16 protein-coding genes are annotated in these 20,618 nt (G+C 67.8%); 7 read left to right on the forward strand and 9 right to left on the reverse strand.

The window, feature by feature from the left end; translation table 11 throughout:
* Nucleotides 1-22: 22 nt before the first annotated feature.
* Nucleotides 23-1,426 (reverse strand): S10 family serine carboxypeptidase-like protein, encoded by a 1,404-nt coding sequence (locus ACODRZ_RS17035; RefSeq protein WP_488971855.1) that lies wholly within the window; start codon nt 1,424-1,426, stop codon nt 23-25.
* Between the two features lie 177 nt (nt 1,427-1,603).
* Here ACODRZ_RS17035 and ACODRZ_RS17040 point away from each other — a divergent pair, with 177 nt between their 5' ends.
* Nucleotides 1,604-2,845 (forward strand): aminotransferase class V-fold PLP-dependent enzyme, encoded by a 1,242-nt coding sequence (locus ACODRZ_RS17040; protein WP_488971854.1) that lies wholly within the window; start codon nt 1,604-1,606, stop codon nt 2,843-2,845.
* A gap of 17 nt (nt 2,846-2,862) precedes the next feature.
* Complete coding sequence (locus tag ACODRZ_RS17045) at nt 2,863-4,383, forward strand: S10 family serine carboxypeptidase-like protein (protein WP_488971853.1); 1,521 nt, start codon at nt 2,863-2,865, stop codon at nt 4,381-4,383.
* Nucleotides 4,384-4,403: 20 nt separating this feature from the next.
* On the opposite strand, the gene pcaDC is transcribed toward ACODRZ_RS17045, so the two are convergent.
* The 5 genes from pcaDC to pobA are packed head-to-tail and all read right to left on the reverse strand — an operon-like array spanning nt 4,404 to nt 9,361.
* Nucleotides 4,404-5,591 carry a bifunctional 3-oxoadipate enol-lactonase/4-carboxymuconolactone decarboxylase PcaDC gene (gene pcaDC, locus ACODRZ_RS17050; RefSeq protein WP_488971852.1) on the reverse strand — a complete coding sequence of 396 codons (1,188 nt, stop codon included), beginning with the start codon at nt 5,589-5,591 and terminating at the stop codon, nt 4,404-4,406.
* A 2-nt stretch (nt 5,592-5,593) separates the two neighbouring features.
* Nucleotides 5,594-6,739 carry a lyase family protein gene (locus tag ACODRZ_RS17055; RefSeq protein ID WP_488971851.1) on the reverse strand — a complete coding sequence of 382 codons (1,146 nt, stop codon included), beginning with the start codon at nt 6,737-6,739 and terminating at the stop codon, nt 5,594-5,596.
* Nucleotides 6,736-7,431, reverse strand: coding sequence for a protocatechuate 3,4-dioxygenase subunit alpha (pcaG, locus tag ACODRZ_RS17060; protein ID WP_488971850.1), 696 nt, complete (start codon nt 7,429-7,431; stop codon nt 6,736-6,738). Before pcaG ends, ACODRZ_RS17055 begins: the two co-directional genes overlap by 4 nt.
* Complete coding sequence (pcaH, locus tag ACODRZ_RS17065) at nt 7,421-8,137, reverse strand: protocatechuate 3,4-dioxygenase subunit beta (protein ID WP_488971849.1); 717 nt, start codon at nt 8,135-8,137, stop codon at nt 7,421-7,423. The genes pcaG and pcaH overlap by 11 nt, the downstream gene beginning before the upstream one ends.
* A gap of 42 nt (nt 8,138-8,179) precedes the next feature.
* Entirely contained in the window at nt 8,180-9,361 is a 1,182-nt protein-coding gene (gene pobA, locus ACODRZ_RS17070; RefSeq protein WP_488971848.1) for a 4-hydroxybenzoate 3-monooxygenase, read from the reverse strand.
* Between the two features lie 152 nt (nt 9,362-9,513).
* Between pobA and ACODRZ_RS17075 the strand changes: the two genes are divergently transcribed.
* Complete coding sequence (locus tag ACODRZ_RS17075) at nt 9,514-10,392, forward strand: helix-turn-helix domain-containing protein (RefSeq protein WP_488971847.1); 879 nt, start codon at nt 9,514-9,516, stop codon at nt 10,390-10,392.
* Here the strand turns inward: ACODRZ_RS17075 and ACODRZ_RS17080 are convergent.
* The gene (locus ACODRZ_RS17080; RefSeq protein WP_488971846.1) at nt 10,389-11,723 is read right to left on the reverse strand and encodes a family 1 glycosylhydrolase; all 1,335 of its coding nucleotides are present in this window, start codon (nt 11,721-11,723) and stop codon (nt 10,389-10,391) included. The genes ACODRZ_RS17075 and ACODRZ_RS17080 overlap by 4 nt on opposite strands.
* 219 nt (nt 11,724-11,942) lie before the next feature.
* On the opposite strand from ACODRZ_RS17080, the gene ACODRZ_RS17085 reads away from it, so the two are divergent.
* A complete protein-coding gene (locus tag ACODRZ_RS17085) occupies nt 11,943-14,132 on the forward strand; it encodes a TonB-dependent receptor (protein ID WP_488971845.1) in 2,190 nt (729 codons plus the stop codon).
* Nucleotides 14,133-14,260: 128 nt separating this feature from the next.
* Here ACODRZ_RS17085 and ACODRZ_RS17090 read toward each other — a convergent pair whose 3' ends face one another.
* Nucleotides 14,261-14,938: a TetR/AcrR family transcriptional regulator gene (locus ACODRZ_RS17090; RefSeq protein WP_285017377.1), complete on the reverse strand. Its 678-nt coding sequence runs from the start codon at nt 14,936-14,938 to the stop codon at nt 14,261-14,263.
* 87 nt (nt 14,939-15,025) lie between these two features.
* On the opposite strand from ACODRZ_RS17090, the gene ACODRZ_RS17095 reads away from it, so the two are divergent.
* From ACODRZ_RS17095 to ACODRZ_RS17105, 3 genes are all read left to right on the forward strand, one after another.
* Nucleotides 15,026-16,126 (forward strand): LLM class flavin-dependent oxidoreductase, encoded by a 1,101-nt coding sequence (locus tag ACODRZ_RS17095; protein ID WP_488971844.1) that lies wholly within the window; start codon nt 15,026-15,028, stop codon nt 16,124-16,126.
* A gap of 67 nt (nt 16,127-16,193) precedes the next feature.
* Nucleotides 16,194-16,781, forward strand: a complete 588-nt coding sequence (locus ACODRZ_RS17100) for an NADPH-dependent FMN reductase (RefSeq protein ID WP_488971843.1) — start codon at nt 16,194-16,196, stop codon at nt 16,779-16,781.
* Entirely contained in the window at nt 16,778-19,159 is a 2,382-nt protein-coding gene (locus ACODRZ_RS17105; protein WP_488971842.1) for a beta-glucosidase, read from the forward strand. The genes ACODRZ_RS17100 and ACODRZ_RS17105 overlap by 4 nt, the downstream gene beginning before the upstream one ends.
* 71 nt (nt 19,160-19,230) lie before the next feature.
* On the opposite strand, the gene ACODRZ_RS17110 is transcribed toward ACODRZ_RS17105, so the two are convergent.
* Nucleotides 19,231-20,448, reverse strand: a complete 1,218-nt coding sequence (locus ACODRZ_RS17110) for an MFS transporter (RefSeq protein WP_488971841.1) — start codon at nt 20,446-20,448, stop codon at nt 19,231-19,233.
* Nucleotides 20,449-20,618: the final 170 nt, after the last annotated feature.

The raw sequence follows: 20,618 nt of genomic DNA on the forward strand, positions 1-20,618 counted from the left end.
AAGGGCGCAAGATTTATGCGCGTTATCGCAGGAACGCGGAAAGCTCACGCCCGAAGCGCAGGGTTTCGCGATCATCCTCATACATCATGTGGCCGCCTTCGTAGCAGTTCAGCACGAAGCGCGCGGCGACCGAAGCGGGCAGCGCCGCGACGGTCGCCTGATTGCCCGCGCAGCTGTTGAGCGAATCGAAACGCCCGGCAGCGACCCAGGTGCGCAGCGTCGGCATCTTCTCCATCGCGCGCAGGGTCCAGGGCTGCGAGGGGCTGGGCGGGCCTTCTCCGGCCATGGCGCGGGCGAGCGACTCTTTGGTGATCGGCGACTGGTCGTACTGCCACGCGCTGCCCGCGTTCGAGGCCGGGGCGTCGATCCCGGCATAGCTGCCCGCGCGGTAGCCGAGCGTCGTGCGGTAGTAATCGAGCACGAGCGCGTTTTCCGCAGCCTCGTCGGGTTCAGGTCCGGAGCGGCGCATGTCGAAGACGTCGAGCGTCTTCTTTTCTCCCGCGAGCAGCGCGGTGCGGAACTGGCGGGGCGAGACCCACAGCGTCTTGCCGTCGATCAAGGCGGGATCGAGGCCCTGATAGCGGGCCAGCGCGGTGATCACCGCTTCGCGCTTCTGCGGGGACAGTGTATCGGGCGCGGCGAGAGCCGGGGCGTAGACCTGCACGGCCCATCTGCGCGCTTCGGCCAGCAGTTTCGCGCGGTCGGCACCCGGCGCAAGACGGCCGAGCGCATGGGCGGTGGCGATCCGGCTGTCGAGCGAGAGCGCGCGCATCAGGTTACGGTCGGACATGTCGCCGAGCGGGATGCCGCCCGAGATCAGTGCGATGCCCGCGACCGGCGTGCCTGCATCCACCAGCGCCTCGGCGACGCCTGCCGCGCGCCATGTGCCGAAGCTCTCGCCCGCGAGGTAGAGCGGTGCGGCAGCGCGGTTATAGACCTTGCGCCAGTCGCCGACGAACCCGGCGACGGAGGCGATGTCCGCGCGCGTGCCGTAGAAATCGGCGGCATGTTCCGGCGCATCGGCGCGGCTGAAGCCGGTGCCAACGGGATCGACAAAGACGAGGTCGCTGATCGCGAGCGGGCTCGCCGGATTGTCGGCGAGGCGTCCCTCGGCGATCACGCGCGGGCCGAGCGCATGGAACTGCAGCAGCCGCGAATCCGCGCCGGGGCCGCCGTTCCACACGAAAGTCAGCGGGCGCTGCTTGCGCTTCGGTACGATGTAGGCGGTGTAGAAGATCCGCCCCCGCACCTCGCCCTTGAGGTTGCGGACCGGCAGTGTCCCGGCGCAGGCGGCATAATCGATGCGCTTTCCGGCGATCACGGCATGGTGCCGGGTCTCTACCGCATCCGCCTTGCAGACCGACGCGGCATGCGCGGGCAGGGCCACGGTCATCAGCAGGGCGGGAATGGCAGCCAGTCGCAGCATCATGGGTCTCCGGATCACGCATCGACGATAGCGGCGGGGCCGAGGCATTTTTATGCGCAGTTGGGGGCTGTTGGACAGGGTGCCGTGCGTCGCTATGGCGCTTCCGGCGCGCAACATCGGCGAATTCTATTCGCAAAGCCCGGGTTAGTGTGCATGGCACGGAGCACAGGAGCGCGCATGGAGATCAAGGGAATGACACGGCGCGGCGTACTGGCGGCAGCGAGCGCCGTGCCGGTGGCGGTGCCTGTCGCGGCCCGTGCGGCTGCCGTGATCAAGCCCACCGCATTGCCGGATCGCGCAGCCTTCGCGCCCAGCGTGGCGGGCTACCTCGACAGCGGGACGATGCACCCGATCCCGCTCGGCGCGCGCGCGGCGGTGCAGCGCTACCTCGACCAGCGCACGTCCATGGAGGGCCACTACCCGACCGACGAGGTCGAGACGCGCGTGAAGGCCAATTTCGCCCGCCTGATCAACGCCGCACCGGAGGAACTGGCCTTCGTCCAGAGCACCACCGCAGGCGAGCAGCTGGTGATCGAGGCGCTGGACTTCCCGCACGGCGGCGGGCGCATCGTCACCGACACGCTGCACTTCTTCGGCTCGTTCTATCTCTACGAGGAACTGGCGAAGCAGGGCGTCGACGTCGCCTGGCTGCGGCCGGAAGGCGGGCGCATCTCCGTCGAGGCTTACGAGCGGGCGATCACGCCGGGAACGCGGCTCGTCGCGCTCTCGCTGGTATCGACCTACAACGGCTTCGAGCATGACCTGAAGCGCATCTGCGAGATCGCCCATGCGCGCGGCGCGCTGGTCTATGCGGATATTATCCACGCGGCAGGCACCATTCCCATCGACGTGCGGGCAAGCGGCGTCGATTTCGCCTCCACCGCCAGCTACAAGTGGCTGATGGGGGACTTCGGCCTCGGCTTCCTCTACGCCCGCGCCAACTTGCGCGAGCGGCTGAAGCGCACCCATTTCGGCTATTACCAGCTCTCCGGGTTCGCGCCGCACGTCTACCCCTTCGATCCGCCGGGCGAGACGATCGCCGACACCACCCTGCGCGGCGATATGGAGGGGCTATTCGCGGGCGGCACCCGGTCCCACGCGGTACTGGCCCAGCTCGACTGGTCGCTGGACTATATCCTCGGCCTTGGCGTCGAGCGCATGGTGGCGCACCGCCTGCCGTTGCTGGCGCGCCTGCGCGAAGGGCTGGCAGCGAAGGGCTACGCCATCGTCACGCCCGAAGGATCGCGCACGCCGCTGGTGACCTGCGCGCTGGAAGGCGCCTACGCCAAGTTGTCTGACCCCCTGAAGGCCGCGCAAGTGCGCATCACGCTTTCGCGCAACCGCTTCCGCGTCTGCCCTTCGGTCTTCACGGACGAGCACGACATCGACCGCCTCCTCGCCGCGCTGCCGCGCGCCTGATCCTGCAGGAAATGCCCATGCGTCACTTTTCCGCCGCCGCCATTGTTACCGCCGCCATGCTCCTCGCCACGACCTCGGTTGTCGTCCATGCACAGGACGGGGAGGCGCCGATGTCGCCCGCGTTCCTTCGCGCCATGGAGCCGATGGTTCCGCGCGATACGGCCACCGACCGCGTCGTCGTCACCCGCCATTCCGCGAAGATCGCCGGGCGCAAGCTGGCGTACAAGGCGGTGGTCACCGAACTGCCGATGCCGGGCGCGGACGGCGCTCCCGTGGCGGTCGGCGTCAGCTACGCCTACGTCGCCGAGACCAAGGGCGATCTGGCGAAGCGGCCGGTCCTGTTCGTCTTCAACGGTGGCCCCGGCGCCTCGTCCTCGCCGCTGCACATGCAGGCGCTCGGGCCGCGCCGGATCGTCGGCAAGGGCGACGCGGCGCATCTGGAGGACAATCCGTACAGCCTGCTCGACGTCGCCGACCTCGTCTTCATCGACCCGGTGGGCACGGGCGCGAGCATGCCGGTGAAGGACCGCGACGCGAGCGCATACTGGGGCGTCGGCGGCGATGCGCGCGGCGTCTCGGCGATGATCGAGGCGTGGGTGAAGGCCAACGGCCGCACCGCCTCGCCGCGCGTGTTGGTCGGCGAAAGCTACGGCACCTCGCGCGCGCTGGCGATCCTCAACGAGGACATGAAGGCGAAGAAGGCGCTTCCTGCAGGCGTCGTCCTGCTGTCGCTGGCGATCGGCGATGCGGACGGTCCGGTACTGTCCGAGGCGATGCACCTGCCGACCTTCGCGGCGGTCGCGTGGTATCATCAGGCGATCGACCGGGGCGGGCGCACGGTGGCCCAGCATTATGCCGAGGCGCTGAACTTCGCGCAGACCGAATATGCCTCCGCCCTCATGCGTGGCCCGGCCTTGCCGCAGGCCGAGCGCAGGCAGGTGGCCGAGCGCATGTCGGCGCTGATCGGCATCCCCGCCGATACCATCGAGGGGAAGAACCTGCGCCTCGACAACTACGACTTCATGCTCGCGCTGCTGGCGGACAAGGGCCTGCGCACCGGCCAGCTCGACGGCCGGGCGACCCGCGCCATCGCGGAATCGAAGCTGCGCCCGCCGTTCGACGATCCGTCCATGTCGCTGGGTTCGGGCACCAGCGCCGGGATCGAGGGCTATCTCAAGGACGAACTCGGCTACTCCGCGCCGAGCCCCTATCGCAGCCTCAATCTCGGCATCAACTTCAAGTGGAACTGGGACAAGGACTACGGCGGCAGCTACCGCGCCATGTCGTTCGCACCTTATCTCAAGGCGGCGATGGATGCGCAGCCCGGCCTGAAGGTCTTCGCGGGCGGCGGGTACTACGACATCACCACGCCGGTCTACGCAGGCCAGTTCGCGCTGGAGCAGGCCGGGGTTCCTGCGGACCGGGTGACTTACGCCCGATACGCGGCGGGCCATTCGGTCTTCGAGGACGAGGACGGGCTGACCGGCCTCAGCGCCGATCTCCATCGCTTTCTCGCCTCGCTCGGCGGCGGCGACTAAGACGCCGCCGCCGGTCCGGCTTATCCTGCTTGCGCGGCGTCGATCTCGGCGATGATCCGGGCTGCCTCGGCGAAGGCGGTGTTGGCGGCCGGGACACCCGCGTAGATCGCGGTCTGCATCAGCACTTCCTTCAGCTCCTCGCGAGTGAAACCATCGCGCTGCAGGCCGGAGCGGACGTGGAGTGCGAATTCCTCCCAGCGGCCGAGACTTGCGGTGATCGCAAGGACGACGAGGCGGCGGGTGCGGTCGTCAAGGCCGGGGCGGCTCCAGATTTCCTGCCAGGCGATGCGCGTGATCATTGCCTGGAAATCGGCGTTGAAGGGGGTGCGCGCGGCAAGCGAGCGATCCACCCATTCGTCGCCGAGCACGCGCCTGCGGTTGAGCAGCCCGGCTTCGAACAGCGTGTCGGCTGCCGCCTCGGACTGCGCGGTGTCGGCAAGGAAACGGATGAGCGCCCCGCCCAGCGCGGCCGGGCTTTCGATCGGCGGCAGGTGCGAGGAGTCCAGGTGAATGACCTCGGCGCCCGGGATCGCGTCCGCCAGGTGTTCGCCGTGGCCGACGAAGGGGGTCGAGGTGTCCCGGTCGCCCGCGACGATCAGCGTGGGCACGGCGATGGCGGGGAGCCGCTCGGCAAGCTGCATGTCGCGGATTGCCGCGCCGCAGCCCGCATATCCCGCGTCCGCCATGGCTACGAGGCTGCCGCGCAGCCCTTGTGCGATTGCCGGATGGGTCCGCACGAAGCCGGGTGAGAGAAAGCGCCCCATGGCGAGTTCGGCGATGGCCTGGGTGCCCTGCGCCCGCACGGTCTCGACGCGGGTGTTCCACGAAGGCGCATCCATGTGGGCGGATGTGCAGACGAGCGCCAGCGCTTCCACGCGATCTGGGAAGTCGAGCGCCATCTGCATCGCGATCATCCCGCCCAGCGACACGCCTGCGATGGCCGCGTGCGGGATGCCCGCCGCTTCCATCGCGGCAACGACGTCGGCTGCCAGCTGCGGCAGCTTGTAGTCGCCTTCCGGCGCGTCGGAGGCGCCATGGCCGCGCGTATCAATGCGCAGCACGCGGAAATGCGGCAGCAGCGCGGGCAGGGTGGTATCCCACAGGCCCATGTCGGTGCCGATGGAATTGAGCAGGATCAGCGTGGGGGCGTCGACCGAACCATCCAGCTTCCAGTAGAGCCGGACGCCGTCATTCATTGCGAAGGGCACGTCTATCCTTTCCGTTCGATCTTCAGCAGCGCAGCGGTGATCGCTGCGCTCTCGCCGATGTCGCGGCCGGGTCCTGCCGCGCCGAGGTTGCGGGCGATGGCGTCCGCGTCGATTTCCAGCCCCTCGGCGACCACCGCCAGCGCATCGAGGCTGCCCGAGGCGAGGCAGAACAGTTCGGCGAGCGCGGGCGCTTCGGCCTGCCATCCGCCGAGGCCGCGCTCTTCCTCCTGCGGCAGGCCGCCAAGCACGCCCGCGACGAGGCCGGGTGAGCGGGTGGCTGCGGCGAGCGCGACCTGGCAGCCTGTGGGATTGCGCTTGTGGGCCATGGCCGAGGAACCGCCGCGTCCGGGGATGGCGGGCTCGCGCGCTTCGCCCACGCCGTTCTGGGCGAGCAGGGCGACGTCGCGCGCCATCTTGCCCGCCGCGCCGATCAGAATGCCGAGGGCAGCGGCGATGGCGGCCACCCCGCCGCGCCGCCCGTGCCATGGCGGCGACGGCCTCAGGCCAAGGTCTGCGGCCATGCGGCGCGCGACCGCTTCGCCCTTGCCGTCCATACCGGCGCGGGTTCCGGCGGCTCCGCCCAGCTGCACGCAGGCATGCGCGGCGATCTCGGCGGCGAGGCGCGCGGCGGCCTCGACGATCCCGGCGCGCCAGTGGGCGATGCGCAGACCGAAGCCGATCGGCAGCGCATCCTGCAGCAAGGTGCGACCGATTGCCGGGCGCTCCGCCTCGGCCTGCGCCAGCGCGGCCAGCGCGGCATCGATGCGCGCGGCGTCGGCCTGCAGCAGCGCATGCGCGGCCACGGCCTGCCGCATCATCACGGTATCGGCGACATCCTGGCTGGTCGCGCCCTTGTGCGCCAGTGGGGCGACTTCAAGCGGGAGTGCGGCGCGCAGGCGTGCCACCAGCGGGATCGCGAGGGTTCCGGCCAGCGCTGCCTCCTCGGCCAGCGCTGCCGGGTTGATTTCCAGCGCGGTGCAGGTCGAGGCGATGGCTTGCGCGGCCTCGGCGGAGAGCACGCCTTCGGCCGCCTGCGCCGTGGCCAGCGCGCTCTCGAACGCGAGGGCATGGGCGATCACCGCCGCGTCGTCATGGACGGCGAGCATCGATGCCGTGGCGGCGGCGCGCTGGGCGATGAGGCGGCTCACAGGTCGAAGAACACCGTTTCCCGCTCGCCCTGAATGACGATGTCGAACCACCACGTGCCGTCCTCCTGGCGGCGGGCGATCAGGGTGTCGCGGCGCTCCTCGGGCACCTGAGCGAGCACCGGGTCGGTCTCGTTGCCCTCGGCGCCCTCGAAATAGAGGCGGGTGGGCAGGCGCTTGAGCAACCCGCGCCCGAATACGGACACCGCGATGTGCGGCGCCTGCAGCGTGTTGCCCGGTCCCGGAACACGGCCCGGCCTGACGGTGCGGAAGCGGTAGATGCCGCTCTCGTCGGTCGATGCGCGGCCGAATCCGGTGAAGTTCGGGTCGATCGCCAGATCCTCGCGCGGGTCGTCGGCGCTGCGATAGCGACCGGCGGCATTGGCCTGCCAGATCTCGATCATCGCGTCGCTTATCGGATCGCCGTTGCCGTCGTAGACGCAGCCCGCCAGCGCGATCACCTCGCCCTCGGGCGCGTCCTTGGGAGCGCTGACGTTGAGGACGTAGTGCGCCTCGGGGAACAGCTCCGGGCGCGCGCCCATGTCGGACGCGCCGACGAGGTCCGCGCCGCCCTTCCACGGCAGCCCGTAGTGGAAGAAGGGACCGACCGTCTGCGAGGGCGTCTGGCCGAACAGCGCAGGGTCGAGATTGTCCGCACGGGGAGCGGCATTGCGGGTTTCGAGGTCAGTGGTCATGGTCGGAGTCCTCGAACGGGGTCTGGTCGCGGCCCTTGAGCACCACGTCGAACAGGTAGCCGAGCGCCCAGTTGGGCACCGTTGTCGCGATGTCGAAGCGGCAGACCATGCGGTTACGGTAGGGCATCGGCACGGCGTTGGCGATCGGATCGATCTCGATCAGCGGATCGTCGGGGAAATAGAGCTGCGTCACAAGCCGCGTCGAGAACGCCGGGCCAAGCAGCGAGAGATGGATGTGCGCCGGGCGCCAGGCATTCTTGTGGTTGCCCCAGGGATAGGCGCCGGGACGGATCGTGGTATAGCTGTAGCGGCCCTGATCGTCGGTGATGACGCGGCCCGCGCCGGTGAAGTTGGGGTCAAGCGGCGCGTCCCAGTTGTCCTTGCCGTGGATGTAGCGCCCGGCGGCATTGGCCTGCCAGATCTCCATCACGGTGTTCGGCACCGGCCGCCCGCGGTCGTCGAGCACGCGGCCCGAGACGACGATGCGCTGGCCCTGCGGCGGCGCCTTGTGCTGGGCGGTGAGGTCGGCCATCGCGCCGCCCATCAGCTGCTCCCAGCAGCCGGTCGGGCCGGTCGTCTCGGTCAGCGTCTGCTGCAGGGGAAGCGGCGCGAGCGAGGGGCTGCGCAGGCCCGTCGAGCGGTAGTCCGGGACGAGCGATGGCGGCGATCCCGCATCCTCGCGGGCATAGGGCAGAACTTCAGTCACGGGTCATGGCTCCGGAACGGGGGTGATCGGAAAGGGCGGGCATCATTCGGAGCCCATCGGCAGGCCGACGTAGTTCTCCGCCAGCGTGCGCTGGGCCGCGCGCGAGCCGCGGATATAGTCGAGTTCGGCAGCCTGGATGCGGCGGGCGAAGCCGTCCATCTCGGGGAAGCGGTGGGTGATCGAGGTGAACCACCAGGAGAACCGCTCCGCCTTCCACACCCGCGCGAGGGCGCGGGCGGAATAGGAATCGAGCCCGGTCTGGCTGCCGCCGTGATAGTGCTCGACCAGCGCTTCGCCCAGGAACATGACGTCGGACACCGCGAGGTTCATGCCCTTCGCTCCGGTCGGCGGGACGATGTGTGCGGCGTCCCCGGCGAGGAACAGGCGCCCCCAGCGCATCGGCTCCGACACGAAGGAGCGCAGCGGTGCGATGGACTTTTCGAAGCTGGGGCCGCGCGTCACGCGCGATGCGGCGTCAGGGCCGATGCGCAGGCACAGTTCGTCCCAGAAACGCTCGTCGGGCCAGTCCTCGATGCTCTCGTCCAGCCCGCACTGAATGTAGTAGCGGCTGCGCGTGGCCGACCGCATAGAGGCGAGGGCGAAGCCGCGCTCGTGGTTGGCGTAGATCAGTTCGTGATCGGCGGGCGGCACGTCGGCGAGGATGCCGAGCCAGCCGAACGGATAGACCCGCTCGAAGGTGCGCAGGACGTCGGCGGGGATGCTGGCGCGGCTGACGCCGTGGTAGCCGTCGCACCCGGCCACGAAGTCGCAGCGCAGTTCGTGTGCCTCGCCCTCGCTGCGCCAGCGCACGACGGGGGCGTCGGTGTCGAGACCCTCCAGCGAGACGTCCTCGGCGTTCCATTCGATCCGTAGGCCGCGTGCGGGTGCGGCTTCGAACAGGTCATGCATGACTTCCTGCTGGCCGTAGACGGTCACCGCGCTGCCGCCGGTGAGTTCGGCCATGTCGATGCGGAACAGCGAACCGTCGAGCGAGATCTGGGTGCCGCCGTGGACGAGGCCCTCGCGGTCGAGCCGCTCGCCGAGGCCGAGGCGGTGCATCAGATCGGTGGTGACCTGTTCGAGCACGCCCGCGCGCACGCGGCCTTCGACATAAGCGCGGTCGCGCCGCTCGATGACGACGGCATCGATACCCTCGGCCGCGAGCAGGTGTGCGAGAAACATGCCGGCGGGGCCGGCGCCGATGATGGCTACGCTGGTGCGCATGAATATCCTCTCCCGAGCTGTCGGCGGTATCGCCGTTGCTCCGTGCTGTGCCGCCATCCTACGCCTGCGGCCCGTGATGGACATGGCCGCGCCGACATATTACTTGGACGAAACGACAGCCTTTAAAACGACAGCCTTTAAGGTGCGAGGCCTTGAGCAAGCAGACAGTTCCATCCTTCTATCTCTATGGAGAAGCGCCAAGGTTGGTGCACAAGGACTTCGTCCACGTCGAAACGCTGGACGATCGGTCACGCCCTAGTGAATGGACGATCCAACCGCACGCCCATGCCGAGCTGAACCACATCTTCGTCCTGCTCTCCGGCGGCGGCGCGATGAAGGCGGACGGCGCCCTGCTGCGGATTGCAGCGCCGGGCTTCCTTTTCGTCCCCGCATCGACGGTGCACGGTTTCGAATGGCTGGAGGACAGCGAGGGCTTCGTGGTGACCGTGGGCAGCAGCTATGTCGCGGACCTCAATGCCGCCGACGAGACGCTGGCCGACCTCTTCGCAAGGCCGAGGGCGGTCGGCTTCGCGGCCGGGGAGGTTGAGCAGGTGCGGCGGATCGTCGCCGACCTGATGCGGGAGTTGAACTGGGCCTCGGTGGGGCACCGCGCGGCGGTCAGCGCGGCGATGCTCTCGCTGCTGGTCGTCGCCATCCGCAGCATGGACGCGACGGCGGAAGCAGGGGAGCGCGTCGGCCCCCATGCCACGACGGTCGCACGCCTGCGCGAACGGATCGAGCGCCGTTTCCGCCTGCGCGAGCCGATCTCCAGCCATGCCGCCGCGCTGGGGGTGAGCGAGACCGCCTTGCGCTCGGCCTGCGCCAAAGTGGCGGGACGCTCGCCGGGCGAGATGCTCGACGAGCGGGCCTTGCTGGAGGCGCAGCGGGCGCTGCTCTACACCAACCTGACGATTTCGGAGATCGGCTTCTCGGTGGGCTTCGCCGATCCCGCCTATTTCAGCCGGTTCTTCCAGCGCAAGGTCGGCCTGTCGCCGCGCGCCTACCGCACGAAGCAGCGCCTCCAGCCCTAGAGCGAATTGCGGCGGGCAATCTCGGCCAGCACGTACGCCGAGGGCTTGGGTGTCCGCGCGAACGTCGCGCGGTCGAGCGTGTGCAGGCCGAACTGCGGCTTGTAGCCGAAGACCCACTCGTAATTGTCCACCAGCGACCAGTGCATGTAGCCGAGCACGGGCACGCCTTCGTCCATCGCGCGCTTGAGTTCGGTCAGCGCGGCGGGGATCAGGCGGGCGCGCTTGGTGTCGTCGGCCGAGTTGATGCCGTGTTCGGTGACGATGACGGGCACGCCGCTGACCTGATGGGCATGACGCACCGCGCCCGCCAGCGAGGCCGGATAGACTTCCGATCCCGCGTCATTGGTCTCGGCGCCTTGCGGTGCGGGCAGGCGGCCCTTGTCGTTCCAGACCGTGCGCTCGTAGTTCTGCACACCGACGAAATCGTTGCCGCGCGCCGCTTCCAGCCAGGGCTGATAGAGCTTCCTGCGCATCGCGTCGCGCAGGCTGTTCCGACCCACCGCCTGATCGTCGATGATGGCAAGGCTGACGCCCACGGGAAGGTCGCCGCGCACCGCCTTGATGGCTTCGCGCCCGGCCTTGTGGCCCGCGAGTAGGTTTGCCTGCACCACTTGCGGATCGGCGACGTAGAGCGGGTTGCCGGGCAGGAATCGCGCCACCGCATGCGTGCGGGCGGCGGCTTCCTGCATGGCCTTGTCGGCGCCGAGCAGTTGCTTGCCGATATCTCCGGGCAGCACGATGTCGAGCAACCCGCTGAGGTTGGGCTCGTTCAGCGTCGTCGCCTGCCCGATCCCGACGGCGAGATGGCGCGCGGCCTTGTCGCAGTAGCGGGCGAAGAGCGCGGGCGCCTCGGGATTGGACCAGCCGCCCTGCGCGGCGAACCAGACGGGCGTAGTGAAGTGGTTGAACGTTACCATCGGGTTCAGCCCGCGCTCCCGGCAGCCCTCGATCATCGCCTTGTAGTGGTCGAGCATGGCGATGGAGAACTGGCCCTTCGCCGGTTCGATCCGCGCCCATTCGAGGCTGAAGCGATAGGTGCCCAGGCCTAGGCCCTTCACCAGATCGAGGTCGGTGCGCCACAACGCGAAGCTGTTCGCCGCATCGCCCGATGGCTCGGCGTAGACGGTGGGGCTGGCATGTTCCATCGCCCAGACGTCGCTGTTCACATTGTTGCCTTCGACCTGATAGGCCGCCGTCGCCGCGCCCCACAGGAAGCCTTTGGGAAACGCCGGATTTACCGGACGCGCGGCCCGGGCCAGGGCGGGCGTTTCCATCATGGTGGCAAGCCCGGATGCGGCGGCGGTCGCCAGAACGGTGCGTCGATCGATCATGCTTGTCTTCCCTCTCCCGCCGTCCTCTGTGCGAATCGGCACGAGTTATTTAGAATTTATATTCTAAAATCGGAAGTGGCTTGATTGCGGCACACCGTGGTTCCCTCATAGCCTTGACGACCCGCTTGACGACCGATTCTCCATCTATTAATTAGAATGCGTATTCTGGTTTTATAACGGCTTCCCAGAAGGGCAGCCATTCGCATTGGGGAGAGATCTATGAAGCTGAATTTCCTGCTTGTTTCCGTGTCCGCATTCGCCCTGCCGACGATTGCCATGGCGCAGGACGCGGCGAGCGAATCGCAGGATCAGGCCGGTCTCGGGGACATCATCGTCACCGCCAACCGCACCGCTTCCAGCGCGCAGGACACGCCGACCGCGCTCAACGTCTATTCCGGTGACTCGCTGCGCGACGCGGGTATCGCCTCGGTCCGCGATCTCGCCACGATCGATCCCAGCGTGAACATCTCGCCGTCCGCAGGCGCGGCCTATGTCGCGGTGCGCGGCATCGCCTCGACCGACGTGACCGAGATCGGCGATCCCTCGGTCCCCGTCTCGCGCGACGGGTTCTACACCAACCGTTCGTTCTCGCTGAATTCCTCGATGTACGACCTTGCTCGCATCGAAGTGCTCAAGGGGCCGCAGGGCACGCTCAACGGCCGCAACTCGACCGGCGGCCTCGTCAGCATCATCACCAATCGCCCCAAGTTCGAGAACGGCGGCTATGCCTCGGTGGAGGCGGCGAACTTCGGCACCTTCAATGGCGAGATGGGCGCCAATCTGGCCGTCAGCGACACTTTCGCGATCCGCGCCTCGGGCACGTACCTGACGCATGACGGCTACCGCAAGATCGACGGTCCCACCACCAGCGGTGACGACGAGGACTTCGCATCGGGCCGCATCCAGGCACTCTACAATTCGGGCGGGCTCTCGGCCTGGGTTTCCTATCAGCACGATTCCCGCACGGTGAACGGCGATGCGATCCTGCGCGGTACTCTGGGCGGACCGAAGCCGAGCTTCAGCGATCTCGGCGCGTTCCCTGGCAATTCGGCGCAGAAGACCACGCTCGAAGGCGACCGGGTGCGCTGGGAACTGGCCTACTCGACCGACAGCAACCTCAACTTCATCTACGCAGGCGGCTTCGACAGCCAGAACTGGGTCAACGTCCTCGACGCGACCGGCCCGGAATATCCAGCCAACCGCCAGTTCCGCCAGAACGAGCGCCCCAAGACCTGGAACCACGAATTCCGCGTGAGCAACGACAGCAGTTCCAAGCTGTTCTTCCAGGCGGGCTACTTCCGGTTCAGCGAGAACAACACGGTCGATTCCGGCCTCTACAACCTCGACATGACCGGCCTGTTTGCGGATGGCGGCCCGCTCGAGGCACTGGGCCAGCCCGACCAGTACGGCATCAAGTTCGACTACAAGATCCGCACCCGTTCGCAGGCGGTCTTCGCGCAAGTCGATTACGACCTGACCGACCGGCTCGAGATCAGCCTCGGCGGCCGCTACACCTGGGACAAGAAGACCCGCAGCGGTCAGGCGCTGTTGTTCCTGCCCGCGCTGGCCAGCCCCTTCGCACCGGCGCTGCGCCTGACCACGCCCGGAGACGGCAACCTGAGCGACAGCCAGCCGACCTGGCATACGGGCCTGAACTTCCGCCCGAAGCCCGACACGCTGATCTATGCGAAGTACGATCGCGGCTACAAGTCGGGCGGCTTCAACTCGAACGGCAGTTCGGCCGCGGTGCCTTACGATTCCGAACAGCTCGATGCCTTCGAGATCGGCACCAAGAACTCGCTGCTGGGCAATACGCTGCAGATCAACGGCGACGTGTTCTACTCGAACTACCGCGGCTATCAGGCATCGCAGACTTCCGACGTGCTGCAGGGCAGCGGCATCTTCAACGTGGGTTCGGCCAAGATCTTCGGGGCCGAGGCAGAAGTGAAGGCACTGCTGGGCAAGGCCACGCGCATCGGCCTCAACGCCGCCTACCTGCACACCAGGTTCGGGAACGGCATTGTCGTCAACGACGGTGACGGCAACCCGCAGGACATCAGCGGCAACCGCCTGCCCAACGCGCCCTCGTTCACCGTCACCGGGTCGTTCGACCAGGACATCGCGGTGGGCGCGGGCAAGATCACCGCGCATGCCGATGCCAAGTATTCGTCGAAGTACTACTTCTCCGCATTCAACCTCGACGATATCTCGACCGCCAGCTTCGTCGTCGCCAATGCCTCGATCGGGTACGAACCCGACCACGGCGGCTGGAAGGTGATCGCCTTCGTGCGCAACATCTTCGACAAGAACGTGCTGGCCTATGCGCAGCAGAACTTCGTCTCGCACACCAACAACTACCAGTTCCAGCCGCCGCGCACCTATGGCGTGCGGGCAAGCGTCAGCTTCTGACGTCGGGGCAGATGCAATCGCGGGGCCGCACCGTTTCCTCCTTGCGGCCCCGCGATAAACTGAAGGGGCGCGGCATCGCTGCCGCGCCCCTCGATTGTGTCATACTGCCGGAAAGGCGAAATCCCGCGTCAGGCATCCGCCTTGAGGTAGGCGAGGCACATCCGGCCCAGCTCGGTGTTGAGCTGCTCCCAGTCGTGGGCATAGGCGGATTCGGCAGTCGAGCCGAGACTCAGCTGGCGGGCCAGCGTGGCGAAGATGATCTGGTAGGCGGCATTGGCCTTCAGTTCGTGGTCGTCGCCGCCGAACGCCTCGCGGTATTCGAGCATCGCGGCGATGCCCATCGCGGCGGCGCGGTTGGCGCTCTGCTTGCCGGGTTCGGACACCAGCGGGTCGAACGAGGCGCGCTGCATGCTCAGGCGCAGCAGCGGCGCATGGTCGCGCAGCACTCCGGCGAACGCCTGCACGTAGCGCGGCATGAACGTGTCGAGCGAGGTCGCCTTCGCCTTGACCGCCACCATCATCGCGTCCTCGTCCGCCGCCATGCGTTCGAGGTGGTTGGCGATCACCGCGCGGACCAGGTTCTCCTTGCTCTTGAAGCGCAGGTAGATCGACCCGATCGAGACGGCGCCCGTCTGGCTGACGTCCTGGAGGGTGAACTCCTCGCTACCCCGCTCGAGCATCAGCTTTTCGGCGGCGACGAGCATGCGCTCGAACGAGGCCTTGCTGCGCCCCTGCTGCGGGGTTCGGCTGACGGTATCGACCGCCAGCGTTTTTTCGGAAGCGCGAGGCTTTGGACGTGTTGACATGACAGCAATAAACACCTTATCAAAATAAGAACGTCAATTCTAATTTAGCGACATATCCATGTCGCGATGATTCCCTTGGGAGGGTACATGCGCTTTTCCGTCTTCCTGAACGCCCGTTCGCTCGGCCCCGAGCAGGATCGCAAGCTGATGAAGGACCTTGAGGCGCACGCGCGTCTCGCGGCCTCGCTGGACTACGATGCGATCTTCCTGCCGGACCATCACTTCAACGGTTACATGCCGGTGGCGAGCGACAGCTTCATCTTCGCAGGCTATCTGGCGGCGCAGATGCCGCACATGCATTTCGGCTTCTCGGTCGTGTCGGTGCCGCTGCATCACCCCGTGCGCTTCGCCGAGCGGATCAACGTCCTCGACCAGCTGACCAACGGCAAGCTGCTCGTCGGCGTCGGTTCGGGCACCACGCCCGAGGAGATGATCGGCTTCGCGGTGGACTACAGGGACGCGGGCGCCCTTGCCGAGAACAACCTCGCCATCGCCGAGCAGCTCTGGGCCAAGCGGATGGACGATCCCGCCGTGGTGATCGAGAACGGGCCGTACAACGGCCGGGTCCTCCAGCGCATCACGCCGGCGCCCTATACGCCCGGCCATGCCCGCCTGATGCCGGTGGCGATGAAGGAGGCCAGTTCGCGCCGCGCCGCCGAGAACGGCTGGCCCGCCTTCATCCCCGCCTTCACCCCGCCCAAGATCGGCGGCACCGAGCCCTTCGTCCACGTCAAGAAGTGGTTCGACATCTACAAGGGCTTCCTGCTCGAAGCCGGTCACAGCGACGAGGTGGTCGCCTCCGCGCTCGACTGGACGACGCATACCTATCAGGTCGTCCACGTCGCCGAGACCGACGAGCAGGCGCGCGAGGAACTCGAAGTCATCCTGCGCAGCTATCAGGACGCGGTCGAGCGTGAGGCCGAATTCAACGCCCGCGCCGAGAGCGACGACGCCAACAGGAAGACCGACCGCACGCCCGATGCGCTGACCGACGACTGGATCGGCACCTGGTGCCTCTACGGCTCGCCCGAGACGGTGATCGAGCACCTGAAGCCCTATCAGGAGCTGGGCATCGGCAACATCCTGTGCGGCACGACGACCGGCCCGCTCACCGACGAGCGCCTGCAACTGGGCAATCAGACGCTGCACCTGCTTTCGGAGAAGGTGATGCCCGCGCTCAAGGGCTGAGCCGAGCCGACGACAACAATGACAAGGCGCCCGGAAACAGGGCGCCGCCGTATCAGGAGAGCGCGTAGTGACCGCAAATTCATCGCCCCGCCGCAAGCGGGTGGTCGGCCTTGGCGGGACGTTCCGCCAGGCCTCTTCCAGCGAGCGGATCGTGCGGGCCGTCCTTGCCGAATACGCGGCGATGGGTGCCAAGACGACGATGTTCGACGGCCCCTCGCTCGCTCGCCTGCCGCACTTCAACCCGGAGAATGCCGAGCGCACGGCCGAGGAACAGGCTCTGGTCGAGGCGGTTCGCGGCTGCGACGCGCTCGTCATCGGTAGCCCCGGCTATCACGGCGGTTACTCCGGGCTGGTGAAGAACGCGGTCGATCTCCTCGAGGACTTGCGCAGCGATGCGCGGGTCTACTTCGATGGTCTTCCGGTCGGTCTGGTCGTGACGGCGGCGGGCTGGCAGGCCTGCGGCACGACGCTTTCCGCGCTGCGCGACGTCGTCCACGCGATGCGCGGTTGGCCAACGCCGGTCGGCATCGCGGTCAATTCGGTGGAGCAGCGGCCGTTCGGTCCTGACGGCGCACTAGCCGATGACGGCATCGCCCACGCCGTGCGGGCACAGGCACAGCAGATCATGGGTTTCGCATTCGGGGTTTCGGCATGACGGACATCACGCTCACGCAGGCGAGCGCACTTACGGCGGGCGGGGCGATGTGGTCCTCGGTCGCATTGCCCGAGGCGGACATTCCGGCCTTCACCATGTCCGATGGCCCGCTCGGCATCGCCAGCGGCCGGGTGGACGAGCGCGATATCGCGCTGCTCAGCCCGTGCTCGACGCTGCTGGGCGCGACGTGGGACCGAGACTTGTGCCGCCGCGTCGGCGAACTCGTCGGGCACGAGGCGGTCGCGCGCGGCGTCGATGCGGTGCTGGCCCCCAACCTCAACCTTGCGCGCAGCCCGCTGGCCGGGCGCGCCTTTGAGTATTTCTCCGAGGACCCGGTACTGGCAGGCGTTCTCGGCGCCGAGTGGGCCATGGGCCTGCAGTCGACCGGCACCGGCTCGGTCGCCAAGCACCTTGTCTGCAACGACAGCGAGACCGCGCGTGACGAAGTCGACGTGCGCGTCGATGAACGTACCTTGCGCGAAGTCTACCTGCTGCCGTTCGAATATGCGGTGGCAGCGGGCTGCGTCGGCCTGCTGGCGGCATACAACCGCGTCAACGGTTCATGGTGCGCGGAGCAGGCCGAAGTGCTGACCGGAATCGTCAAGGGCGAGTGGGCCTTCGGCGGCGTGATCATGAGCGACTGGTTCGGCACCCATTCCACCGATGGCTCGATCAACGCAGGGCTCGATCTGGAAATGCCGGGGCCGGCGCGGTTCCTCGGATCCAAGGTGGAGGCGGCCGTCGCGGCGGGCTCGGTCCTGCGCAGCCGCGTCGATGACGCCGCTGCCCGTGTCACCGCCGTCGCCCGCCGCCTCGATGCGCCCAAGGCCGCGCCTGCGCCGATGGATCAGGCCGAGGCGCTGCTGGTCGAGGCCGCTGCAGCGGGCTTCACCCTGCTGCGCAACGAAGGCGCGATGCTGCCGCTCGAACCGGGGACGGTGAAGCGGCTGGCGGTGATCGGGCCCAATGCCTACGCGCCGTGCTTCCAGGGTGGGACCTTCGCGAAGATTTCGATCTCGCCCGATGCGCCGACGCCGCTGGAAACGCTGCGCGAGACCTATGGCGATACCTGCGAACTGGTTTTCGAACCGGGCGTCGATCCGCAGCCGCGCCTGCCGGGGATGCCGGTGGTCCCGGCGCTCGACATCGGCGACGGCTGCACGCGCGGCATGACGCTGGAATACTTCGCGCAGCCCGGCTGCACCGGGGAGGTGCTTTCGCGTGAGACGCGCGATACCAATTCGCTGGTGTGGTTCGTCGGCGTGCATGAGCAGGCGGAGTTCACCCGGCCCGGCTCGCTGCGCGCGTCCGGCCGGTTCACGGCGGAAAGCGCGGGGCTCTACAGCTTCTACCTCGGCTCCACCGGCGCGGCGCGCATCCTTGTGGATGGGCGCGAGGTGCTGGCGGCAGGCGGTGAAGTCCCGGCCTCCGAGATCATGGGCGTCCTCAAGCGCGGCGATGCCGACGTGGCCGCGATCGAACTGGCCGAGGGGCAGCAGGTCACCGTCACCGCCGAATTCGACTGGCTGGGCGGGCGTGTGCAGGGCCTCTGGTACGGCGTTCGCCACCCCGACAGCGCCGAGGCCATGCTCGCCCGCGCCGTCGAGGCCGCGCGGGGAGCCGATGCGGTGCTGCTGATGGTGGGCGAGACATCGGATTCCAGCGTCGAGAGCAAGGACCGCGGCGACACCCGCCTGCCCGAGATGCAGGAGCGCCTGATCGCGCAAGTCTGCGCCGTCAATCCGCGTACGGCGGTGATCGTCAACGTCGGCCATGCCTTCGACTGCAGCTGGGAGGATGGCGCTGCCGCCGTGCTCTCGGTCTGGTATCCGGGGCAGGGCTTTGCGCAGGCGCTGGCGGACGTGCTTTGCGGCCGCCGCGAGCCGCGCGGGCGTCTGCCGGTGACGATCGCGGCCGACGAAGCGGACTATCCCGCCTTCGACCTCGCCCCTGCGGCGGACGGGACGCTGACTTACGCCGAGGGCACGCGCTTCGGCTATCGCGGACTGGTGGCGCAGGGGCGAGCCGCGCGCCATCCGTTCGGCAGCGGCCTTGGTTACGCGCAAGTGCTCTGGAGCGATGCGCGTGCGGAGGACGGGGCGATCTCTGTGGCGCTGACCAATCCGGGCGAGCGCGAGACCTGCGAGATCGTGCAGGTCTATCGCGACGAGCCGGAATGCGCGCTGGTCGGCTTCGCGCGCGCCATTCTCGCGCCCGGAGAGACGCGGCGGGTCACGGTGCCGCTGGAGACCAGGGCACTGCGCATCTGGGGCGAGGAGGGCTGGATGCCCATCGCCGATCGCCTGACGCTGCGTGCCGCCCGGCATTGCGAGGATGCCGGGCTGCCGGTCGAGGTCACGCTCGCCGCATTCGCCTGAAAGGCAAGGCCACACAGAAAAGGGGCCGGCAGGACAATCCGTCCTGCCGGCCCCTTTTCTGTGTTCGTGGATCAGGCCGTGCGCGGCATCGCCGGGGTGGCGCGCAGGGCGGCGACGATCGCTACCGCCATGCCGACCAGCGCCGCGCAGCCACTCGCTACGAAGGCGCCCTGCATCGTCCCGGTCGCAAGGTTCATCTGGTGGACCAGCCAGGGCGAGCTGAACTGGCCGAAGAAGAACGCGCCGGTCCAGATGCCCATGCCCCGGCCGCGATGCTCGAAGGGGAACTTGGTCTGTGCCCACGCTACCAGCATCGGCACGGCCATGCCTGCGGCGGTCTGCTGGATGCACAGGCCGACGACCATCTCGCCCGGCGTGCGGGCAAGGCCGATCACGGCAAGGCCGGTGCCGATGATGCCGAAGAAGGTGGCCAGTTGCACCGCGTTCGCGCGTCCCGAGAGGATGCGGAACAGCAGTGCCCCGGGGATCACGAAGAGGCTGGGCAGGAAGCTCATCCGGCCGACCGCACCGGGATCACGCACGCCGACTTCCCCGAAGGCGATGCTGCCATTGACGATGAAGACGTAATAGAGCGCCGAGGAGAACAGCGTGACAAGCGCCACCGTTGCCGCCGCCGCGATCGGGAAGGACGACTTGCCCGCCGCCGTCGGTGCTTCGGCCTGCACCCTGGGCGCCTGCGCCCGCTTCGGCTCGAACATGAAGGCGAGCATCGCGAAGAAGATCGGAAAGGCCACCAGATAGACCAGGAAGCCGCCGTTCCAGCGCAGCGAGGCCACCGTGCCCGACAGCAGGATCACGCCCGAGGCAAGGAACGGCCCGACGACGCCCTGCACGAACAGCCAGTCGCGACGCCCGGTGTCCTCCCAGTAGTCGGCGATCAGGGTGTTGACGATGGTGAGGATGCCCGCCTCGCACACGCCCAGCATCAGGCGCGTGGCGAATATCTGGTCGAGGTCGTCGAGGAAGAACGGCGCGGTGCCGAACAGCCCGTAGAAGAACGTGCAGCCCAGCAGCAGCCGCCGCCGCCCGAACTTGTCGACGAAGAACCCTGCGAACGGCGCGAGCACGGCCACGGTGAGGCCCGGCGCGGTGACCATGAGCGGCACTTTCGCGGCCGCGTCGGGGTCGGTGGCGAAGTGCTGGATCATCGAGGCGACGATCGGGAACATCGAGACGATGGCGAAGATGGGCAGGAACGCCGCCGAGACCAGGGTCACGCCCTGAGGTCGCATCGTCAGCCTGCCGAAGAATCGGGATACCGGGTTCATGCTACTCCCAACTGCGCTCTGGATTGGCGCATATTAGAATTCGTATTCTCGTTTGGTATCCGGCCATGGGCGCCCGGTCAATGGACTTGTTTTGCCGACGATGGGCTTGACGAACGCGCCGTTCAAAAATTAGAATGATAATTATAAAAATGGGTGATGGTGCAGATGAG

The organism is Novosphingobium sp. FG90 (genome assembly GCF_057808725.1).